At 30.9% G+C, this 21,631-nt stretch carries 18 protein-coding genes and 1 tRNA gene; 9 read left to right on the top strand and 10 right to left on the bottom strand.

Annotation, left to right across the window (positions count from 1 at the left end; translation table 11 throughout):
- Window positions 1–81: 81 nt before the first annotated feature.
- From L2Z92_RS11950 to L2Z92_RS11930, 5 genes are all read right to left on the bottom strand, one after another.
- Window positions 82–819 carry a LytR/AlgR family response regulator transcription factor gene (locus L2Z92_RS11950; protein WP_236453437.1) on the bottom strand — a complete coding sequence of 246 codons (738 nt, stop codon included), beginning with the start codon at window positions 817–819 and terminating at the stop codon, window positions 82–84.
- A complete protein-coding gene (locus L2Z92_RS11945; protein WP_236453434.1) occupies window positions 816–2,999 on the bottom strand; it encodes a tetratricopeptide repeat protein in 2,184 nt (727 codons plus the stop codon). Before L2Z92_RS11945 ends, L2Z92_RS11950 begins: the two co-directional genes overlap by 4 nt.
- A gap of 208 nt (window positions 3,000–3,207) precedes the next feature.
- Window positions 3,208–4,308 (bottom strand): major royal jelly family protein, encoded by a 1,101-nt coding sequence (locus tag L2Z92_RS11940; protein ID WP_236453432.1) that lies wholly within the window; start codon window positions 4,306–4,308, stop codon window positions 3,208–3,210.
- A 1-nt stretch (window position 4,309) separates the two neighbouring features.
- A complete protein-coding gene (locus L2Z92_RS11935) occupies window positions 4,310–4,810 on the bottom strand; it encodes a cupin domain-containing protein (protein ID WP_236453430.1) in 501 nt (166 codons plus the stop codon).
- Between the two features lie 14 nt (window positions 4,811–4,824).
- Window positions 4,825–5,499, bottom strand: coding sequence for an NAD(P)H-dependent oxidoreductase (locus L2Z92_RS11930; protein ID WP_236453428.1), 675 nt, complete (start codon window positions 5,497–5,499; stop codon window positions 4,825–4,827).
- 176 nt (window positions 5,500–5,675) lie between these two features.
- On the opposite strand from L2Z92_RS11930, the gene L2Z92_RS11925 reads away from it, so the two are divergent.
- The gene (locus L2Z92_RS11925; RefSeq protein WP_236453426.1) at window positions 5,676–6,560 is read left to right on the top strand and encodes an AraC family transcriptional regulator; all 885 of its coding nucleotides are present in this window, start codon (window positions 5,676–5,678) and stop codon (window positions 6,558–6,560) included.
- 48 nt (window positions 6,561–6,608) lie between these two features.
- On the opposite strand, the gene L2Z92_RS11920 is transcribed toward L2Z92_RS11925, so the two are convergent.
- Window positions 6,609–6,683: transfer RNA gene (locus L2Z92_RS11920), tRNA-Pro, on the bottom strand.
- Between the two features lie 128 nt (window positions 6,684–6,811).
- On the opposite strand from L2Z92_RS11920, the gene udk reads away from it, so the two are divergent.
- The 8 genes from udk to L2Z92_RS11880 all read left to right on the top strand — a co-directional run bounded on the left by udk (window position 6,812) and on the right by L2Z92_RS11880 (window position 13,256).
- Window positions 6,812–7,420 carry a uridine kinase gene (gene udk, locus L2Z92_RS11915; RefSeq protein WP_236453423.1) on the top strand — a complete coding sequence of 203 codons (609 nt, stop codon included), beginning with the start codon at window positions 6,812–6,814 and terminating at the stop codon, window positions 7,418–7,420.
- Between the two features lie 67 nt (window positions 7,421–7,487).
- Window positions 7,488–7,772, top strand: coding sequence for an FtsB family cell division protein (locus L2Z92_RS11910; RefSeq protein ID WP_319800372.1), 285 nt, complete (start codon window positions 7,488–7,490; stop codon window positions 7,770–7,772).
- A gap of 135 nt (window positions 7,773–7,907) precedes the next feature.
- Window positions 7,908–9,269, top strand: a complete 1,362-nt coding sequence (locus L2Z92_RS11905; RefSeq protein ID WP_236453419.1) for a methylmalonyl-CoA mutase subunit beta — start codon at window positions 7,908–7,910, stop codon at window positions 9,267–9,269.
- Complete coding sequence (locus tag L2Z92_RS11900) at window positions 9,270–9,896, top strand: hypothetical protein (protein WP_236453416.1); 627 nt, start codon at window positions 9,270–9,272, stop codon at window positions 9,894–9,896.
- Between the two features lie 40 nt (window positions 9,897–9,936).
- Complete coding sequence (locus tag L2Z92_RS11895) at window positions 9,937–10,173, top strand: hypothetical protein (RefSeq protein ID WP_236453412.1); 237 nt, start codon at window positions 9,937–9,939, stop codon at window positions 10,171–10,173.
- On the top strand, window positions 10,163–10,453 hold the full coding sequence (locus L2Z92_RS11890) for a type II toxin-antitoxin system RelE/ParE family toxin (protein WP_236453410.1): 291 nt from the start codon (window positions 10,163–10,165) through the stop codon (window positions 10,451–10,453). Before L2Z92_RS11895 ends, L2Z92_RS11890 begins: the two co-directional genes overlap by 11 nt.
- Before the next feature lie 8 nt (window positions 10,454–10,461).
- Window positions 10,462–12,582 carry a methylmalonyl-CoA mutase gene (gene scpA / locus L2Z92_RS11885; RefSeq protein WP_236458853.1) on the top strand — a complete coding sequence of 707 codons (2,121 nt, stop codon included), beginning with the start codon at window positions 10,462–10,464 and terminating at the stop codon, window positions 12,580–12,582.
- A 101-nt stretch (window positions 12,583–12,683) separates the two neighbouring features.
- Window positions 12,684–13,256, top strand: coding sequence for a hypothetical protein (locus L2Z92_RS11880; RefSeq protein ID WP_236453390.1), 573 nt, complete (start codon window positions 12,684–12,686; stop codon window positions 13,254–13,256).
- A 40-nt stretch (window positions 13,257–13,296) separates the two neighbouring features.
- Here L2Z92_RS11880 and L2Z92_RS11875 read toward each other — a convergent pair whose 3' ends face one another.
- The 4 genes from L2Z92_RS11875 to L2Z92_RS11860 all read right to left on the bottom strand — a co-directional run bounded on the left by L2Z92_RS11875 (window position 13,297) and on the right by L2Z92_RS11860 (window position 21,569).
- Window positions 13,297–14,205, bottom strand: coding sequence for a glycerophosphodiester phosphodiesterase family protein (locus tag L2Z92_RS11875; protein ID WP_236453389.1), 909 nt, complete (start codon window positions 14,203–14,205; stop codon window positions 13,297–13,299).
- Between the two features lie 747 nt (window positions 14,206–14,952).
- Window positions 14,953–17,946, bottom strand: coding sequence for a VIT domain-containing protein (locus L2Z92_RS11870; protein ID WP_236453387.1), 2,994 nt, complete (start codon window positions 17,944–17,946; stop codon window positions 14,953–14,955).
- A gap of 91 nt (window positions 17,947–18,037) precedes the next feature.
- Window positions 18,038–21,187, bottom strand: coding sequence for a DUF3427 domain-containing protein (locus L2Z92_RS11865; protein WP_236453384.1), 3,150 nt, complete (start codon window positions 21,185–21,187; stop codon window positions 18,038–18,040).
- Window positions 21,168–21,569, bottom strand: coding sequence for a (deoxy)nucleoside triphosphate pyrophosphohydrolase (locus L2Z92_RS11860; RefSeq protein ID WP_236453381.1), 402 nt, complete (start codon window positions 21,567–21,569; stop codon window positions 21,168–21,170). Before L2Z92_RS11860 ends, L2Z92_RS11865 begins: the two co-directional genes overlap by 20 nt.
- Window positions 21,570–21,631 lie beyond the last annotated feature (62 nt).

Here is a 21,631-nt window from a genome sequence, read left to right as displayed (position 1 = left end):
ACTTTTTCACAATGTCTAGTCCTAAATAATAGATGATTATTATTTTAGGACTAGACATAATATATAAAGCGTAAAGTTTACTTAATTATTATTCCAACTTAAAAACGAGGCTAAAAAAGACTCTTTTTTTCGAGATGATACAGGTATTTCTTTTTTATTTTTCAAATGAATAATTCCAGACTTATCATATTTATCTATAAATTTCATGTTGACAATAAACGATTGATGAGGACGTATAAAATTAGTATTTAAAAGTCGCTCTTCAAATTCTTTTAAGGTTTTAGAAGCAACATATTTTTTATCATTACAGCAATAAAATGTAGTATACCCTTTATCAGATTCACAAAACATTAATTCATTCAAATCGATCACCTGAAAACTATCATGGAACGATAATATTAATTGATCTCCATCATTTTTCCATACTTTTTTAACAGCACTTATTTGTTGCCTCTGTTCTATAATTGACAATTTAGAAACTTTTTGTAATGCAATTTTAAGCTCCTCTATATCTACTGGTTTTAAAAGATAATCAACTGCTCCAATTTTTAATGCTTTTAAAGCATACTCTTCATAGGCTGTAATAAAAATAATTTTGAAAGATAAGTTTTCTGTTTGCTCTAAAAAATCGAAAGCAGTACCATCTAAAAGATTAATATCTAAAAAAACTAAATCGGGCTTACAAGCATTGGCTACAATTACTGCATCTTTCACCGATTCACATTCTCCTATTACCTCAACTTCGGCATCTATTAACTGTAATAAATTAAGCAAGCCTTTTCTAATATATGGTTTATCTTCAATTAATAATGTTTTCATTCTTGTTCTTGTATTTTATAAGGAATTACCAAAGTTACTATAGTTCCTTGTTTGTTGTATTTCTGTCGATCTTCAATTACTACAGAACCCTCCATTTTTAAATCCTTAGACAAAACACCTAATCGCTCGGAAGTAATCGTTGTTGCTAATGATTTTTTATACGGGTTTTTGTTTTCTTTTTTAGCATCAACACCAATACCATTATCTGAAATAGTACAAATTAATTTTTTATTGATGTAGTTAAGGTGAACATCTATTTCTCTATCCTCCTTTTGATTCTCAAAACCATGTTCTATAGCATTTTCTATAAATGGTTGAATAAGCATTGGTGGTATTTTAAATAATTCTGTATTCATAGTACCATCTACTAAAACAGTATACTTATAAAGTTCATTTTCTAAATTTTGCAATGCAAGATAGTTCTCTATCGCCATTAACTCCTGAGAAAGTGAGACCATTTTATCTCTAGAGTTTTCTAAAGTAATGCGAAGTAATTTTGAAAACTTAGAAAGATAGTTAATTGATTTTCCCTCTTCTTTATTTAAAATCATACCTTGTAATACAGAAAGTGAATTAAATATAAAATGAGGTGTCATTTGCGAACGCAACAACTTCTGTTCTATTATACTGTTTTGTGTTTTTGACTTTATATTTCTTAATTTTAAAAAAAAGATAATTGCTCCTAAAATTATAGTAATTAACAGAGAAATAATTACTCCTAAGAATAAAACACGTTGCGATTTTACTAAATCTTTAGAAGTAGACTTCACTGTTTGAGTTAATTTCAACTCTCTATTATTTGCCGATTCTAACTGTCCTTTGTATTTGTATTCGTATTCTAATTGTGCGATTTTGTTTATATTTTCTTTATTAAAAAGACTGTCATCTAATATCTTGAATTGCTTATGACTCACAAATGCTTTTTTATAGCTACCAGTATTTTCATAAATTTCAGAAAGCAATTCATAAGTATCTCTTTTGAAATTTATAATTCCTAATTTATCTGATAACTCTTTACTCTTTAAAGCATTAATTAATGCTAAGTCATATTTTTTTTGATTAACATATGTGTTTGCAATTCCAAAAATAGAAGAACATAAACCTCGTTGGCTTTCCATCTCTATATTGATTTTCTTAGCCTCCTCATAATATTGAAGTGCTCTCGTATTATTACTAAGTATTAAAGACATATCTCCAAGATTAAGTAAACAGTTAGAAATTTGATTTTTATCATTAACCTCTCTTCCTATTTTAAGTGATTTTTCATAATACTCAATTGCTTTTTTATTGTCTCCTCTACTTTTACAAACTACACCTATATTATTAAGTACTCTAGAAATTCCATACTTATTATTAATCTTCTCTTCTATTTTTAATGACCTTTCATAATATTCAATTGCCTTATCATAATTCTCATATTTATTATAGATAATAGCAATATTATTTAATGATTTTGAAATTTGTAAAGTATCTTTTATTTTTTCACAAATCATTAAAGACTGAGTATAGTTTTCTAAAGCAACAGGGTAGTTTCCTAAATCGCAATATAAAGTTCCTATATGATTAAAACAGATAGATCTAGCCTCTGGACTAGTCGCATCTCCTAAAGCTTTTTCATAAAATACAATTGCTCTCTCATAATCACCCAATTCTGAATAAGAAGATCCTATTTTAGATAGTAAAGAATAATTAACTTTCGTTTTACCAATTTCTTCATTAATTTTTATTTCTTTTTCATAACTTTTAATGGATTCTCTATAATTACCTTGATAATAAAAAACTACACCTATAGCATCATAGCACCTCAACTCTCCTTCTTTCATCCCAAGAGCCTTGTATATTTTTTTTGATTTATTAAAATACAATAGCGCTTCTTCATAATTTGATAAAGAAACTTGAACAATTCCTCTAAGATAAAATGCTTGTGCTTTTCCTTTTTCAAAATTTATAGTCTCTGAAATTCTATATATTTCTTCTATATACTCTAAAGCCTTTTCGGGATCAGTTCTTTGGTATGAAAAAGCTAATTTAGTTAAAACACGCACACGCGTAGTATCTTTTACTTTATGAATTTGCAATTCCCTTTTTAAGCTATCAATCTTACTTTCTTGAGATTGCATACTTCCAGAAAAAAAGAAAAAAAGAAAAAAGAAAAGACTATTTTTTTTGAAGGAGTTCATCTAAAATTAATTTATTTTCTGAAGTGAATCACAAAAAAACAATATAAAAAACTGATTATCAGTATAATAAATTATTAGTGATTTTGTAGCAAATTACAAATTAATTTTAAACGAATTACAAAAAACAGAATTTGATAACAGTTGCTCTTTTAGACAAAAAAACAAATAACTTATCATTCATTATAATTAAAACTTATACGACTTAAATTTATCTAAAAGAAACTCCTTCTACTATTGGTTTAAACCTAAAAATATAAAATGGTTTTATAGATTGATCTTTACCGTCATTAAAAACAGCACCTTTATTTACTTGCGCAGCAGAAACATACATATATCCATCTACATGATTATAACTCACTCCATCTGGCCAAATCATATTTTCATTTTCAACAATAACATGTACACTTTTATCTTTTGCCAAAACAACAGCAACACTATTTGTTTCTAAAACTGTTAAATACAAATTCCCTGCTTTATCAATACTCAAACCACCATTATTAGGTTTTTCCGAATACGTTTCTATTTTAGTATCTAGTATTTCTTCATTTAAACTCTCATTCAGTAAATCTTCCGTTTTAATACGATACATTTTTGCTCCGTTTAATGGACCATAATAGATCCACTCGAAATTAACATCAGCCGTAATACCATCATTTCCTACTAACAAATCTTCTCCATTTACTGCTAAATGTTTCCCTTTAATTATTGTTGGTTTATTTTCTGGTAAAGTTGTTCGAGTTCCCTCAAGAATACGTCTCGCTTTTCCAGTTTTCATATCCACTAAAATAAAAGCTGCTTTACTTCCATCTCCACCGTTTCCAATTCCTTCATCCGCAATAATAAAATAACCGTGTTTTGTATCGACAACCATATCATTAGGCTGTGCTGTCTTTGGAACAACTGCATTAGGCAAATAATAAATACGTTCTAATTGATTGGCTTTAGTATTCCAACCTACAATTTTAGGAGTTATTGGGTTTCTTTGCCCCATATCTAACATCCAAACAATACCGTTTTCATCATTGCGAATTCCTAAAACATTGCTTAAATAATTATCATCGGTAGTTCTTGGTGTGTTCCAAGCTTCATTCGGAAATGGTTTTACTTCTTTAGTTTTAACATCCATAAACATTACCCTTTTTATTGGACTAAAAAAAGGGTGATGACTATATACTAAATCTCCAGCATCTGTAAATGTAATATTACCAACTGCTTGATCTACCGTTGCAAAAACTTCTGCTTTTGTTTCTTGAGCATTAACTTGTAATACACCTAAAATTATAAAAACTTTAAAAATATATTTTTTCATTTTATTTACTTTTCTTTAAATAATCAGGTAATTCATCTGATAACCAATCTTGTCGTACAGGAACATGCACATCTAAATCGACTGTTTCTTCTAATGCCCAAAATTCATGAGGTACATTTTCTGGAAAAACGATCACTTCTCCTGCTACAACTTCTGCAAAAGTTTCTTTACCGTCAATAATCGTTTTGATTCTAACTTTACCTGACATGATATAAGTTATCTGTTCATTTGGATGTTTATGCCACGGAATATGAGCTCCTTTTTTAAGATTAAAAATAGTCATTTGTCCTTTTTCACCATGAAACCATTTCCTTGTTATTCCTTCAGAAATAGTATCTATTTTTAAACGATCAAAATTGAAATGTTGCACTTCAGAATTGGAATCTATATCATTTTTAATAACAATTTCTTTGTCTGATTCCATTGGATTAATCTTTACTTCTTCTTTTTTACAAGCGACTAAAATTACTCCTAATATAATTGTTGAAACTATTTTTTGCATCCTATAATTCATTATTATTTCCAAGAAACTACATCCTCAATATTTCTTCTAGATTTTGTGCGAACTGGCTCCTCTTTTCTATAACCAAAAGCAACCATATAAGCTAAGCCATATTTATTAGTATCGATTCCGAATTTTTCTTGCAATAAAGCTTCTGCCTTTTCTTGATGAAATCCTTCTATCGGACAAGAATCAATTCCGATTAAAGCTGCTGAAGTCATCATGTTTCCTAAAGCAATATAGGTTTGTTTTGAAGCCCAATCGAATAATTTTTTATCTGTATCCAAATCAAAATCACGTTCTTGAAACTCTCTGTAAAGTTTAGAATACATTTCAATTACGTCTTCAGGCAATTGCTTTACCTCTTTCATCATATGCATAATATATTCTGCATCATGTTTTACCATAGGTGCTTTCATTGCTAAGCCTAAAACAAAATGACTTGCCGTATCTAATTTTAAAGGTGCTCCCCAAGCCACAGGTTTTAACAGTTCTCTTAAGGCAGCATCTTGAACTACTACAAAATGCCAAGGTTCAAAACCAAATGAACTTGGTGATAAATGAGCTGTTTCCAAGATGAAATTCATGTTCTCAGCAGAAACTTTTTTTGTTGCATCAAATTCTTTTGTAGCATGTCTTGATTGGAATGCTTTGATAATGTCTTGTTTTAAAATAGTTGAGTTAGTCATTTTTTATTTTTTTTAAAATTTTACTTTCATAATTTTATTCTTAAACAAAAGTAATTCTTAAGCTAAATCATTTAAAGTATAAAAAAAGGACATTATTGTATTTTAAAAGGTTTTACTACAATAACATGTACAAAAAAGGCTTAAAAAACACTATTTTTGTTCCAAATAAGTAAAAAATGCAAGTATTAGAAGCCTACAAACCTTTTGAAATACAAGAAATAGAATTATCGGAATGGAAACAACGACCAGTAAAAAACAATTTCTTTGAATTGGTTTTAATCAAAGAAGGAGAAGGAACACAGTGCATCAATTATAATCAAAATTTTTATAATAAAGGAAGCGTTTTTTTATTACCACCTTTAAAATGCCACTCTTTCAACATAAAAAAGCCTACACAATTTGTCTTTTTAAAATTTACAGATGCAATTTTTAAAACTACAAACAGAATGGCTATAGATCGTAATGAATGGTTCAAAGAATCGGCCTACATATTATCCAATTACAATCAATTACCAGGAGACATCATTAAAAATGATGTTGATCGACAACATTTAGACAAGCTTACAAGCATTATATTACAAGAATCTCAAAAGAACAATAACGAATCTATTACATTAATTGTAAGTTTAATGGCTAGTATTTTAGAAATACTCATTAGGAACATTAAAAAAGGAAACTTCTTTGAATTAGCTCAAAATAACACCGACGAACGCATAACTAAGATGCTAACTTATATTAATGAAAACATCCACAGACCAGAGCTTTTAAAAATTGACAACCTAGCCAACACCTTTTCAATGTCACCAACCTATGTTAGTGAGTTTTTTAGAAAACAAATTAACCTACCATTACGAGAATATATAATTAAAGCTAAATTAAAATTAGTCGAAATTAGACTACTAAACTCTGATTTTACTTTAACAGAAATTGCAGATGATTTAGGGTTTACAGATGTAAGTCATTTATCTAAAACCTTTAAGCGTTATGTTGGCACTTCCATTCGGGATTTTAAAAAACAAGGAGAATATAGGCTATTGAAACGAAATACTTGTACTATTTAAAACTTTATAGGCATAAAAAAAATCTCCTTGTTTCCAAGAAGATTTTTGTCGGGGTGGCAGGATTCGAACCTGCGACCTCCTGCTCCCAAAGCAGGCGCGATGACCGGGCTACGCTACACCCCGTAACGAGAGTGCAAAGATAATATTAAAATTGACTCCTGCAAATAAAAAATAAAAAAAACAGCATTAAAATTAAAGACTCAAAATTAAAATCAAATACTTAAATTTGCCAAATAAAAATTAGATTGAAAATGTTAGTTATTGGAATTGCTGGAGGAACTGGGAGTGGAAAAACAACCGTAGTACATCAAATCATGAATGAATTACCTGCTACCGAGGTTGGAATTATATCACAAGATTCATATTACAAAGAAACGCATCATCTTAGTTATGATGAACGTACGAAAATAAATTTCGATCATCCAAGAGCTATCGATTTCGACTTATTAGTTGCTCATTTAAAAGATTTAAAAGAAGGAAAAACAATAGAACAACCTGTTTACTCTTTTGTTACACACGACAGAACCGACGATACAATTATAACACACCCTAGAAAAGTGATGATTGTTGAGGGAATTTTAATCTTAACCAATCCTGAACTAAGAGAAATGTTCGATATTAAAGTTTTTGTTCATGCCGATTCTGACGAGAGATTAATCCGACGATTAAAAAGAGATATTGCAGAACGTGGTCGCGATATGGAAGAAGTATTACACAGATACCAAAATACGTTAAAACCAATGCACCAACAATTTATCGAACCTACAAAAACCTATGCCGACATTATTATTCCAAATGATCGCTATAATACTGTAGCCATAGATGTGGTTAGAGCTGTAATTAAACAACGCATCCGATAATTTGAATACATTTAAAAACATATTATCCCGTTTCAAATTCCTAAAATCAATAGGAAACAAATACCTTTTGGTATTAATATTCTTTATAGTATGGATGTTATTCCTAGATAATTATTCCTATATTGAACAACGTGTTTTAAACAAAAAAATTAAAGAGTTAGAAGACAATAGAGATTATTACAAAAGGGAAAAAAGAAACGATAGTATTAAAATTAAAAAATTAAAAAACAGCAATCAAATAGAAAAATATGCTCGCGAAAAATATTATATGAAAAGAGAAAAAGAAGATGTTTATATAATAGAATTTGAAAAAGAGATAGACAAACCTAAAGAAGAGCAAACCGATTTCTAAAATTAATAGAAACTAAACTATATTTCTCTCTTTAAACCTTTTTCCTGCTGTTCGCACTACATGGTAGCTTGCGCTTCCATCAGAGCTAAAAAACAAACTACTAGAGCCTTTTTAAACCATTAATAAAAACAGATAATGGCAAATAAAAATTTATTTCAAGAATTCGATACCGTTTCCTCTAAAGAATGGAAACAAAAAATACAAGTAGAACTCAAAGGAGCCGATTATAATGACACCTTAATTTGGGAAAGTCTTGAAGGAATAAAAGTAAAACCATTTTATCATAAAGATGAGTTTAAAAAAAACACAACAGTAAAAACAGAAGTCAGCCAATTTAAAATTGCTCAAAACATATTCACCTATGATGTTACAAAATCTAACCACAAAGCGTTAGACACTATCAACAGAGGTGCAGAATGCATTCGATTCACAATAGAATCTGAAGAAGTTAACATCGAAGATTTAATGAAGAATCTTCCACTAGAAAATATAATATATTACTTCAATTTAAGCTTCCTTTCTGTTGATTTCATAAAAAGAACAAACGAATTTGCTGCTTCAAAAAAAGCCAATATTATTGTTCAAATCGATCCAATAGGACGCTTAATAAAAGACGGAAATTGGTTTGAAAATCAAGAAAAAGATTTTAAAAAATTAGATCAAGCAATTTCAAATAGTACAGTTCCCGTTTTAAATATAAAATCCAACATCTATCAAAATGCAGGTGCAAATAGTATTCAACAATTAGCGTATACACTTGCCCATGTTAATGAATATTTCAATAGGTTTTCATCCATTAATAAACCAATCACGATTGAAGTTGCTGTTGGAACCAACTATTTCTTCGAAATTGCAAAACTAAGAGCACTACGTCTACTTTTTAATACGTTAGCAAAAGAATACAACCATACTTTCGATTGCCATATTATAGCAACTCCTACAAAACGAAACAAAACACTATACGATTATAACGTAAACATGCTTCGTACCACAACCGAATGTATGAGTGCTATCTTAGGTGGAGCAAATACAATTGCGAACTTACCTTATGACGCCTTGTATCATAAAGACAATGAATTTGGAGATCGAATTTCAAGAAATCAACTATTAGTTCTAAAAAACGAAAGTTATTTTGACAAAGTAAACAATCCAGCAGATGGAGCTTACTATATTGAATCATTAACCGAACAATTAGCCGAAAAAGCATTAGCCCTTTTCAAAGACATTGAATTAAACGGAGGCTTGGTTACACAATTAATTGAAGGCACTATTCAACGAAAAATTAAAGAAAGTGCTGAAAAAGAACAAGAACTATTCGATTCTGGAAAAGAAATTTTATTAGGAACAAACAAATACCCTAACAAAAATGACAAAATGAAAAACGATTTAGAATTGTTTCCTTTCGTTAAAACAAATTCAAGAAAAACGTTAATCACACCTATTATCCAAAGACGATTAGCCGAAAAAATAGAACAAGAACGATTAGCGCAAGAATAAATGATAAAAAAACACTCCTATCTGCTACTAATTCTATTCTTTTTTTCTGCTTGCCAACAAGTTATTGAAAAAACAGCAGAAAATTTAGTAGCAGAAAAAAAAGAGCTAATTGGTAAATACCATACCTTAAAATCGGAAAAAATTAAAGTTTTTCTACCCGAAGAATTCAACTATATTTCAACGAAAGACTACCTAGAGTATATTGAAAAATTAAAAGACACCTTTCTAATAAATACAGAAAAACAAAGAGTCGATTTTATTAAAAATACTGGAAGAAAAATATACTTTTTCGAACATTTCGAATCGGGCAGCATCGCAAATATAATGCCTGAAAAATATATCAAATTCAGTAATACAGATGCTAAGTACCTATTAGCTATTATAGATAAGACCATCAAGAGTAATAGTCGACCATATATACAATATGAATTATTAGAATCTCAATTTAAAGGAAATAAAAATCTAAAAATTTTCAAGGCTATTTATGAAGTAAAATCTCCAAAAATAGAGATGAAAATTTACAAACACGTCTATTTTATTAGTTACAATAAGAAAAGCGTTTTATTCAATTTAGAAACACCTGTTCAAATAGATTGTGATCCTTATATAGAAAAAATAAGGATTTAAATTATAGTATAAATTTTGTAACTTTCGCAAAAAGAAAAACATGGAAGCAATAAGACAATTTGTTAAGGTAAAAAACCATCAAGTAAACATTGTTTTGCCAGATGATTTTAATGCTGAAGAAGTAGAAGTAATTATTTTATCTTCAAGTAGAAAGGACTATACTATTCCTCAATGGCAAATAAATGAAGTTAGAGAGCGAACAGAAAAATACTTAAAAAACCCATCAAGCGCTACAGATATAGATGGTTTTTTAAATGAAATAGAAAATGAGATATAAGGTAATCATACTTGAAGAAGCAAAGTCTGATTTTAGAGAAACTTTTAATTGGTATAAAAACATAAATCCAAAATTATCAAAACGTTTTTACATCTCATTTAAAGAAAGTTTAAACCTGTTAAAAAATAACCCATTAAATTTTCAGTTACGTTATGATGAAAATCGAATTATAGTTTTAAAAACTTTCCCACATCTAATACATTTTTCCATAGAAGGAAATACAATAATAATAAAAGCAATATACCATTCCTCAAGAGATAGTAAATTAAATTTATTCTAAAAGAAATAATTTTGAGAAAAAACATACAACACATACAGTTAGATAATCCAACGTTAGCTGTTTCTGAAACAGAAACTTTCCTAACCGCTGAAAATATTGAACTAAAGCAAACGTATACCAAGAAAGACATAGAAAACCTAGAACATCTCGATTTTGGAGCTGGCTTCGCACCAAATCTTCGTGGTCCATATGGCACCATGTATGTGCGTCGTCCATGGACAGTGCGTCAATATGCTGGTTTTTCTACCGCAGAAGAAAGTAACGCTTTTTACAGAAGAAATTTAGCCGCTGGACAAAAAGGACTATCTGTTGCTTTCGATTTGGCAACACATAGAGGTTACGATTCCGATCATGAGCGTGTGGTTGGCGATGTTGGAAAAGCTGGTGTAGCGATCGATTCGGTGGAAGACATGAAAGTATTGTTCGACCAAATTCCTTTAGGAGAAATGTCGGTTTCTATGACCATGAACGGAGCGGTTTTACCCATTATGGCTTTTTATATCGTAGCTGCCGAAGAACAAGGTGTTGATGCAAAACTACTTTCTGGAACCATTCAAAACGATATTTTGAAAGAGTTCATGGTTAGAAATACTTACATCTATCCTCCTACTCCTTCTATGAAAATTATTGCTGATATTTTTGAATATACCAGTAATAATATGCCGAAATTCAATTCTATTTCTATTTCTGGTTACCACATGCAAGAAGCGGGTGCTACAGCCGATATTGAATTAGCATATACTTTAGCTGACGGATTAGAATACATTCGTACTGGCTTAGCTGCGGGTATGGATATTGACACTTTTGCTCCTCGATTGTCTTTCTTTTGGGCCATTGGAATGAACCATTTCATGGAAATTGCCAAAATGAGAGCTGGAAGAATGTTGTGGGCAAAATTAGTAAAACAATTCAATCCTAAAAGCGACAAATCGTTAGCCTTACGAACGCATTGTCAAACTTCTGGTTGGAGTTTAACCGAGCAAGATCCTTTTAACAATGTTGCCAGAACAGCCATTGAAGCTTCTGCAGCAGCTTTCGGAGGCACACAATCATTACATACTAATGCTTTGGATGAAGCTATCGCTTTACCAACCGATTTCTCTGCTCGAATTGCTCGTAACACGCAGATTTTCTTACAAGAGGAAACTAAGATTTGTAAAACGGTTGATCCTTGGGCAGGAAGTTATTATGTGGAAAGCTTAACTGCCGAAATTGCTGAAAAAGCTTGGGCATTAATGGAAGAAGTAGAATCTTTAGGAGGAATGACCAAAGCAATTGAAGCTGGAATTCCTAAACTACGTATTGAAGAAGCAGCTGCCAGAAAACAAGCACGTATTGATAGCGGACAAGATATTATTGTTGGAGTTAACAAATACAGACTAGAAAAAGAAGATCCGTTACATATTTTAGATGTGGATAATGAAATGGTGCGTAAGCAACAATTAGAATTATTAGCAAAGATTAAAGCAGAAAGAAATACGGAGAAAGTCAAAACTGCTTTAGCCAAATTAACCGAATGTGCTAAAACAGGAGAAGGAAATTTATTATCTTTAGCTGTTGAAGCGGCTAGAGAAAGAGCAACTTTAGGAGAAATTAGCGATGCTTTGGAAGAAGTATTCGGAAGATATAAAGCACAAATTAGAAGTTTTAGTGGTGTGTATAGTAAAGAAATAAAAAATGACGCAAGTTTTGAAAAAGCAAAACAATTAGCCGATGCTTTCGCAAAGAAAGACGGACGTCGTCCTCGTATAATGATTGCCAAAATGGGACAAGACGGTCACGATCGTGGTGCCAAAGTAGTAGCAACGGGTTATGCCGATGTAGGGTTTGATGTAGATATTGGTCCGTTATTTCAAACGCCAGTAGAAGCAGCCAAACAAGCCGTTGAAAATGACGTTCACATTCTTGGTGTTTCTTCATTAGCAGCCGGACATAAAACCTTAGTTCCTCAAGTAATTGCTGAATTGAAAAAATACGGTCGAGAAGATATTATGGTTATTGTGGGTGGTGTAATTCCTGCACAAGATTATCAATATTTATTTGATTGTGGTGCTGTTGCCGTTTTTGGCCCTGGAACTAAAATTAGTGAAGCCGCGATTACGATTTTAGAGGTGTTGTTGGAGGATTAAAACAATTAAACCTGACAGGTTTTGAAACCTGTCAGGTTTAATTGTTTAAGCAATATCATTAATTTTCTTATATCTGTTATTATATATAAGCCAAAATTAAAATGATACAAGCCTTAGAACGTGGTAATTATTACCCTATTTACAATCGTGGAATAAACAGTAGTACGCTCTTTAAAGAAAAAGACAATTACGAACATTTTCTTAAACTTTTCGAGACTCATATAGAACCAATTGCAGAAACTTTTGCTTGGTGTTTAATGAAAAATCACTTCCATTTCTTAGCACGAATTAAAGAAATCGCTGAAATCAATTCAGACAAAATTATTTTACCCTCACAATCTTTCTCTAATTTATTCAATGCTTATACTAAAGCATTGAATAAAAAATACAATCGTCATGGTGCTTTGTTTGAAAGACCATTTCAAAGAAAACAGATATGCTTTGAAACTTATTTTCAAAATGTAATTGTATACAATAATTCTGTTCATCATTCTGTTTGCCATGATCCTATAGAATATCCTTGGAGTTCGTATACCTCTTGCTTATCTGAAAAACCTACAAAATTAAAACGTAATGAAGTTGTCTCTATTTTTAATGATGTAGCTAATTTTAAATTTATACATCAAAGAAATACATCCGAATCTCATTCTTTTGAAAATGAAACTTTTTTATAAAACAGACTTGACAGGTTCCAAAAACCTGTCAGGTATATTATTACTTAACAAACTCACTTTTTAACTTATTCTCTTTGATATAAATTTCCATTTGTTTTGCTACTTCAGCGGGTCTATCGCTTGAAATAATCATAACCCCTGCTTTTACAAGGTCTAGATATACTTTATCTCCATTGGCAATAGCACTTTTATCTAAGTTACCCATTGTTCCCGAAATACAAGTAATTCCTTTCGATTTCATGTAGTCCATGACTTCTGGTTTTGGGAAAGAAGTTCCAACGAAAGCGACCATATTCTCGGCTTTTACACCCAAATTTTCCATACGTTCCACATCTTCTTTACCTCTTGCTGAAACCGAAAGTAGCATATCGGGTGCTAAAGTAGCTACCTCAGCTGCTTGGTTTGCATTATAGGTAATAATAATGGAATAGTTTTCTGCTTTATTGCGTCTTACGGCATCTACAATCATTTTGAAAGGCACACCGCGTTTCACATCTAAAGTATACACCACTTTCCCTTTTCCCCATTGCAACACCTCATCTAAGGTTTCAATTTTATAAGCAGTACGATTGCCTTCACTGTCTTCTAAAAACAACGCTTGCAATTCTTTATAGGTATATTCATTAATATTTCCGGTACCTGTTGTGGTTCTGTCTAGTGTATTATCGTGCATCATTACTAAAACCGAATCTTTGGTTAAAGCGATATCGGTTTCAATCACTGCTGGATTGTATTTGATGGTGTTTTCAAAAGTAGCGGTACAGTTTTCAGGAAACCCCACTGTTGGCCCACCACGATGTGCGCTTACAATTGGGTAAAAATTACTTGATGCTCTAAAAAAGGACTTAAAATCGGCATTTTTTTCAAAATGTAATGTATGTAACTTGTCTTGTGCTGTTACTGAAAAAACACTGCAAAGTGCAACTACAAAAACGAATATCTTTTTCAAAATGGTATTTTTAAAATTTGAAGCACAAAAGTAGTTATTATAAGGATTCTCGCAATTGAGCAACTGTTAATTAATGGATAAATTTATCACTTCTTTTTATGTAGCAATTTTGTGAAATTTCATTTTTGCTACGGTTTTTGTAGCATTTTTTTAAAAATGTGTTTTTGCTACAACTTTATATTTTTACTAGAAAAGTTCTCGATACTTTTAACTCAGTTGCTCTACGTTAAAAAACGCGGTGCGATAACTAAGAATTGATGGGAGAAATATTTACCACCCCGTCCTTCGGACACCCCTCCAAAGGAGGGGAACTGACGGAGTACTATAATAGAAGTATTTCTTTTCAGTACAGGAGTTCTCGATACTTTTTAACTCCGTTGCTCTACGTTAAAAAACGCGGTACGATAACTAATAATTGATGGGAGGAATATTTACCACCCCGTCCTTCGGACACCCCTCCAAAGGAGGGGAACTGACGGAGTGCTATATAGGAGTATTTATTTTCAGTACACGAGTTCTCGATACTTTTTTATTTCATTAAAAAAATCGAACTGACGAACTTGACAATTAAAATAATGGTGTCTAAAATTTAAAAAATCCTATTTTAGCCCTGATAGTAGTGGCATCCTTTAATGGCGAGGCACGAAGTAATCCGTTACAGATTGCTTCGTGCCTCGCAATTAAAGATAGAACGGATAGCAGGACTACTTTTCTACCGAAGCACTCTTTTTGTGCTCCTAAAAAATATTACTCTATTTCAATCTCTGCCAAATTCTGATTTTCTTTTACTTTTCCTAATTGAATAGTTTGCAAAGTGCGTTCTATTTTACCGTTCTTTCTTTTGATGTAGATCTCAACCATTACCGTTGCTGGTCCGCTTTCGGTTAATTTTGTTTCTCCAAAAAAATTGGTTTTTATAATGTATTTCCCTTTTATCGCATTGCGTAATAAATACTGCTCTGGTCCGTAACCTCTTGTGAAATCTTTAGAAAATCGAGCGCCAATTTCTGTACTGGTATGTGAATAATAACACTCTTCTCCTGTTGGCTCTATAATATGCAAATCGATATCGGTGTCCATTTGATTCCAATTCAAAATGATACGCACATCAACAGGTATATGTTCTGTGTATTTTTTTTCTAACTTTCCTGTATTTATTTTTTTATGCGTAGCAATCATTCGGTTGATGTCCATTAAAATAATATCTTCAATACCTTGATAAACACCACTCATTTCGCCGTAATAATTGGTTTCCAATGCGGTTACTAAAGCATCAAAAGCTTCTTGATACTGTTTGTTATCTTCTAAAGTCAGTGCTAAATCTCTATGCGATTGGGGTTCGTGTGCTCTCCACGTCACAATTTTTTTCGCAACATGCAATGCCATTTCGTTCGCTTCCCACTGACGCAATAAATACAATAAGGATTTGTATAATTGATGATTTTCTAAATCCAATTCGGCAATGGTACTCAACACTAGCAATGCATTGGCTCTGTCTCCTGCTTCGTAGAAATGATTGGCAACATCGAAATAAAAACTTGGATTGTTTTTGTTTACTTCTCGCAATTGCAAATACAATGGATATTTTTCTTCTTTAGCGACTTTATCTAAGGCTTTTAAATAAACTCGATCTGGATTCCAACTGCTTGTTTTTACTGTTCTTTGGCTTTGTGAATTGTTAGAAACTCCATCAGTAGCTTGTTCTTGATTTACAGCTACTCCAGCAACTTGTCCTGATAAAGCGTTTTCAATGTTATTTTCTTTATACGATTTATCATTCTCTTCGGAAATTTCTAAATTATCATTATCTACACTAATTACTGAAGGAGGAACAACAGTAGTTGAAGATTGTGTTACACTTTCTCTTCTTTGAGTTCTATACCCAGTAACTACCACTTCCTGTAAACCTGAATCTTCTTCTTCAATTTCATTCATGATCGCTGCGTTTGTTTCTCTTTTTACACTTATAGGTTTCTCATATTTCGGCTTCACATATTTAATATCTTTTTTCCACCAAGTAGACAAGCCATTAAAATAACTGTCTATATTGTTCCAATTGCTCTTTTTTGTGGCTTCTCTTTCTGCTAATTGGTTCTTTTTTATTTTGTCGAACGCTTCTCTTAATTCTGCTGGTGGAATAATATCATATAAAATATAATCGTTAATATCTTCTAATACAATTAAAGACGTATTTGGAGTAATGATGCCATATTTCTTACCCATGGTTTCAATTGCTTCTGCATTTTTTTCATATTGAATCTCCAAATTGGCTATCTTTTTCTGTGCCCAAAGTTTCTCCACACTAATTTCTGCTATAGCTTGATTTTTGACGTCTAACTGGATTTTCTTTTCTGTAAGGTTGTTGGCATCGTAACCCAATAAAAGTGTAATTTCATTAGAAGGTAATAACGAGATACCCGAAACACTAAAATTATCGGTTACAGATGTACCGATCATTGGATAGGTTTCTACCAATGTAGGATTGTTTTTCACGCCAAAAAACAACAAATTCTTATATAATAATCGGTCTAAAGCTTCCTCTTTCTTTATTTGGTTCAAGTTTACAAAAGTTCCACCCGTTTTCATCGCATTGTAATTCAGAAAAGCATAATCAGCCGTAACGGAAGAAGTAATCGTGTACACCGCTTGTTTGGTTTCGGGTAAAGTAGCGTCACTCAACGTAGACAAACCATCGGTAAAAAATAGTATTTCGTCATTTTTAGGAAAACTAATTTCCGAAAAACGAGTCCCACCATCATACATCACTTTTTCTAAAACACTTCGTAAAGCCGACCAATCTCCATTGGTAATCATAAAATCGGCTTTTTTATCGAAAGTAAAACCTACGAAATACAAACTCACGGCAACGTTGCCTAATTTTTTAAAATAGGCATCCAATAGTTCCAATTCTTTTTTTGTATCGCGCTTAGCACTACTCAACGACACATCCCAAAGCAAACCGATTGATTTTGGTAGCGCTTTTGCTTTCTTCTCAGTTTCCAAATTCATATTGGCATAGAAATAATACTGATTGTCATTGGCTTGCGCAATTACTGTTGGAATAGCCGAAGTAATTGGAATTTTTACCAACAATTTATCATTGGGCAAATAATTCTTTTGTTGAATTTTTGCTTGATAAATGGTATTGAATTTCTCTATTGTAATTTCTTTACCATCATTGGTAATAATTGGTTTTTCATTTGACCCAACGACTGAAACTTCCAATTCGAAATGGTCTATTTTCTTAGTATAGGCACTCACCATTTGATAGCCTAAAAAGGAAGCATCATAACGCGTCAATTCTTGTTCGTACCCAATAATTACAATGCGTTCTTTATTGGGTAAAATAGGATAAATACGGGTTTTAAAGTTGTTTCCTTCTACTCTTTCTAAAAGCCCTGGATCTACTCTTCTATGTTCGATGGCTTCAAAAACTTGTTTTCCTTTGTTTTTATTCACCGGAACAGCTTCTCTCATTTTTCCGTTAATATCAATTGCATAACGAGACACCGAAACGCCTTCTGGCAATGGAAACAGCAATTCGGCTTCCATATCGCGAGTAGCTGCATTAAAGAAATGCATCTCGGTTGTGGTATAAGCAATATTGCCTACTACTTTTACATTTACTTTCAGTTGGCTCAATCGCACTAAGGAGGAGTCTTTGTCTTTTACTGTGAGTTGCGGATTTTGCCCCACAACAAATTGGCTTATAAACAGGAGAAACAGGATCACTTTTTTCATCGTATCGTCTTTTTAAACAGAGGTTATAAAGATATAGAGTATATTTTTAATGAAAAGGTTGGGACGGGTTTGTTTTTTTTTTGGTTAAAATTTACCCTATCGACATTTTTGCAGATTCTTTCCATAAATAATGTGGTAATGGTTCATTAAGTTCCCATTTTATACTCATTGGTTTAGCTCCTTCGTATTCTATGAATTTAGATTCACCAATAAAAACATATCCCATCGTATTGCCTTTTTCATCTTTTGCTCTTTCTCTGACAAATAGTAATATTTTTTTACCTTTTTCTTGATGTTTAATATATGACAACCCTCTTCCTACTTCTGGTCTTGAAGAATTTTGACTTTGCCAATGAAATAATGTTTCGCTAATAGCATAATCATCATACATCGTTGTTGGAGAAAAATCTTCTTCAGATTTTATTAAGTTTATAAATAAAATTTCAGTATTTAAATCTACATTTTCAGCAACTCCTTCTCTACTAGATGACTTCTTTTTAAATGTACTAAATCTAAAAGCTACTAATATCTGGTCACGTGTGTATCTTGAATGAAGCTTTAAAGGTTGTTGATAAGGAAGGTCAATATCAATTTCTTTAAAATCTATTCTATCAATTAAAATTTCTAAAACCTCAATTATCTCCTTAACTAGTGTTTTATTTTTACCTATTTGATTAATACTCTCTTCTAAGGATTCAAAACCTAGAGCATTTTGCCAAATATCATAATGTAGCATTAACAACATTAATTTTTCATTTTCTGAAAAATCAGTTATCTTAATATTGAACTCTTTTTTTGCAAGATTTAAAATGAATTCAAAATACGTTAAAGAATTAGTTGATAGCCATTTTTTACTTATTGCAGAATAAATCCGTTTTTCATTTACGGAATCAAAATCATCTGTTATTTGAGCTCTTTGGCATAATCTTGACCAACAATCCTTTTTATAAATAGTTTCTAATGAAATATTATTTATCTCAATAAAATTCTTTAAGGTTAATTGTAAACTCGTTTGATGTTTAAAATTTATAATTTTATTTATCAGTTGATTAACATTTAGTGAAGTTGCGTTTTTAATATTTAACAAAATTGTTTCCTTTGCCTTTTTTTCTAAAATAATTGAACAACCTAAGGGCAAATGCGGAAAACCATCTTCCACTTCTTTGTAAACAGAAGTAGTTGTTTTACCAATTAAAGCTCTAAACTTGTTCTCAAAATCATATTCTGGACGAGCATTACCAACAAAATCTAATACGGTTAAACAATCTTTGCCTTCAGCTAATCGCAATCCACGTCCTAATTGTTGAAGAAAAACTGTCAAACTTTCTGTTGGCCGTAAAAACAAAACAGTGTCAATTTCAGGAATATCAACTCCTTCATTAAAAATATCTACAACAAATAAATAATTGATTTCTTTGTCTTTTAATTGCTTTCTTAGTAGTGCTCTATCCTTTGAATTTTCACTTGTTAAAAAAGCAGCTTTAAAACCTGCCAAAATAAACTTTTCTGCCATAAATTTTGCATGTTCAACAGTAACACAAAACCCTATCGTTCTTACATCTTTAGTATCATTTACATATTTTTCGAGATTTGAAATTATCTCACTTACACGTCTATCATTTTTAGTATACAAATTTGTTAATTCACTTGAAACATATTTTCCTCTTTCCCACTTTATATTTGTTAAGTCAATACTATCAGTAATTCCAAAATATTGAAAAGGACATAATAATTTTTTATTTAAAGCTTCTGGAAGTCTAATTTCAGCAGCAATACGATTACTAAAATCTTTTAAGATATCCGCTCCGTCCATTCTTTCTGGTGTTGCAGTTAATCCAAGTAATATTTTTGGTGTAAAATATTCTAATATTGGGCGATATGTATTTGCTTCGATATGATGAACTTCATCAATTATAATGAAATCAAAATAATCTGGCGATAAATTAATGTTTTTTAATCTTTTATTTAAAGTTTGGACAGAAGCAAATAGATATTCGTTAGTGTTAGGTTCTATACCGTCTACCCATAATTCTCCAAAATTATTATCCTTCAAAACACCTTGAAATGTAGATAAGGCTTGTTGTAAAATTTCTTTCCTATGCGCAACGAAAAGTAATTTTGATGATTTGTTAATAGTTTTAAACTTCTTAAAGTCAAAAGCAGAAATTACTGTTTTACCAGTTCCTGTTGCAGCAACCAATAGATTTTTATATCTATTATGAATATTTCTTTCAACTTCCAACTTTTCAATTACTTCTTCTTGATAATGATAAGGTTTTATATCAAAGTGAAAAGTATTTGGAACATATTCTTTTGAGAACTTACCTTCTTTTAATGATTTTATTAATTTTTTTTGGTGCTTATTTATTTCATATAATTCAAATTCTGGATTTTGCCAATAAGCTTCAAATGTTTTTTTGAATTTATCAATTATATGCCCTACCTCTTTGGTAGTGATTTTTAAATTCCACTCCAACCCATCAGTTAAAGCTGAACGAGAAAAATTTGAAGAGCCAATATAACCAGTATGAAATCCAGTATTTCTCTGAAACAGATATGCTTTTGCATGTAATCTTTCATTACTCGTATTATAAGAAATCTTAATTTCTGTATTCTCTAAAGAAGACAATAAATCTATCGCTTTGGCATCAGTCGCTCCAACATAAGTAGTTGTTATGACTCTTAGTTTTCCTCCTCTACTTGTAAAATCTCTCAACTCTTTTTCTAAAATTCTAATTCCTTTCCATTTTATAAAAGAAACTAACAGGTCGATTTTATTAGAAGATAAAATTTCTTTCCTTAATTCACTTTCTAATGTTGTTCCAGTATTTCCTCCAGTAAAAAGTTCACTATGAACCAGCCTTGTGTAAGGAGTAATTTCTCTAAGATGAAGATCTAAATCCTTGAAATGAGTATCAACTTTTGTAAATACAGCTTTTAAAATCTTTCCTTCTGTTTCAATTAAATCATTTTCAAAATCTTCATTTTTCAACTCTTCCTTTAACAAGTGAATTATTTTATTTGAAATATTTATTTGGTTTTCGACAAAATCTATGTCTTTATTCTTTGGCAAATTCTCTAAAGCAAATTTTATTACTTTACCTATATGTCTAGATAACAATTCAGCTGCTTCAGACTTATCAATTGAAGATGTTTTTATTTGAAAAGTGTTTTTATTTAATTCACTTAATTTTATATTTATTAGTTTAGTAACTAATTCTTCATATATTCCTTGATACATAATCTGATTTTAAAAATTCATATACAATAGGTAAATCTGCTTCTGCCCACTCTAAATTTAATAATTCGGACTTATCCAACAACTTGTAATCTTTATGTTCAGCTAATTTTATTTCACCAGAAACATAATTTGCTATAAATGGAATTAAATTAATTTTAAAATCTCCATAATCATGTACACTATTTGATAGCTTTTCTGAAATTTCAATTTCAATATTAATTTCTTCTATTATTTCTCTTTTAATACAATCAATTTCACTTTCATCTTCTTCTAACTTACCTCCAGGAAACTCCCACTTTAATGGCAATTTCATTTTTTCACTTCTTTGGGTAACTAAAATTTTTCCATTTATTAATATAACTGCACAAGTAACATTAACCATTTTTTATTTTTTTCTAAATTTATAAAAATATTCCACACTTAACATTAGAAAAAATGATTACT

It is taken from the genome of Flavobacterium jumunjinense (genome assembly GCF_021650975.2).
Lineage (GTDB): Bacteria > Bacteroidota > Bacteroidia > Flavobacteriales > Flavobacteriaceae > Flavobacterium > Flavobacterium jumunjinense.
This window is presented reverse-complemented; position numbering and strand designations above follow the sequence as displayed.

Excerpts from the sequence above, each read along its gene's own strand:
- L2Z92_RS11950 (WP_236453437.1), bottom strand. The coding sequence starts at position 819 with ATGAAAACATTATTAATTGAAGATAAACCATATATTAGAAAAGGCTTG.
- L2Z92_RS11945 (WP_236453434.1), bottom strand. The coding sequence starts at position 2,999 with ATGAACTCCTTCAAAAAAAATAGTCTTTTCTTTTTTCTTTTTTTCTTT.
- L2Z92_RS11940 (WP_236453432.1), bottom strand. The coding sequence starts at position 4,308 with ATGAAAAAATATATTTTTAAAGTTTTTATAATTTTAGGTGTATTACAA.
- L2Z92_RS11935 (WP_236453430.1), bottom strand. The coding sequence starts at position 4,810 with ATGCAAAAAATAGTTTCAACAATTATATTAGGAGTAATTTTAGTCGCT.
- L2Z92_RS11930 (WP_236453428.1), bottom strand. The coding sequence starts at position 5,499 with ATGACTAACTCAACTATTTTAAAACAAGACATTATCAAAGCATTCCAA.
- L2Z92_RS11925 (WP_236453426.1), top strand. The coding sequence starts at position 5,676 with ATGCAAGTATTAGAAGCCTACAAACCTTTTGAAATACAAGAAATAGAA.
- udk (WP_236453423.1), top strand. The coding sequence starts at position 6,812 with ATGTTAGTTATTGGAATTGCTGGAGGAACTGGGAGTGGAAAAACAACC.
- L2Z92_RS11905 (WP_236453419.1), top strand. The coding sequence starts at position 7,908 with ATGGCAAATAAAAATTTATTTCAAGAATTCGATACCGTTTCCTCTAAA.
- L2Z92_RS11900 (WP_236453416.1), top strand. The coding sequence starts at position 9,270 with ATGATAAAAAAACACTCCTATCTGCTACTAATTCTATTCTTTTTTTCT.
- L2Z92_RS11895 (WP_236453412.1), top strand. The coding sequence starts at position 9,937 with ATGGAAGCAATAAGACAATTTGTTAAGGTAAAAAACCATCAAGTAAAC.
- L2Z92_RS11890 (WP_236453410.1), top strand. The coding sequence starts at position 10,163 with ATGAGATATAAGGTAATCATACTTGAAGAAGCAAAGTCTGATTTTAGA.
- L2Z92_RS11880 (WP_236453390.1), top strand. The coding sequence starts at position 12,684 with ATGATACAAGCCTTAGAACGTGGTAATTATTACCCTATTTACAATCGT.
- L2Z92_RS11870 (WP_236453387.1), bottom strand. The coding sequence starts at position 17,946 with ATGAAAAAAGTGATCCTGTTTCTCCTGTTTATAAGCCAATTTGTTGTG.
- L2Z92_RS11865 (WP_236453384.1), bottom strand. The coding sequence starts at position 21,187 with ATGTATCAAGGAATATATGAAGAATTAGTTACTAAACTAATAAATATA.
- L2Z92_RS11860 (WP_236453381.1), bottom strand. The coding sequence starts at position 21,569 with ATGGTTAATGTTACTTGTGCAGTTATATTAATAAATGGAAAAATTTTA.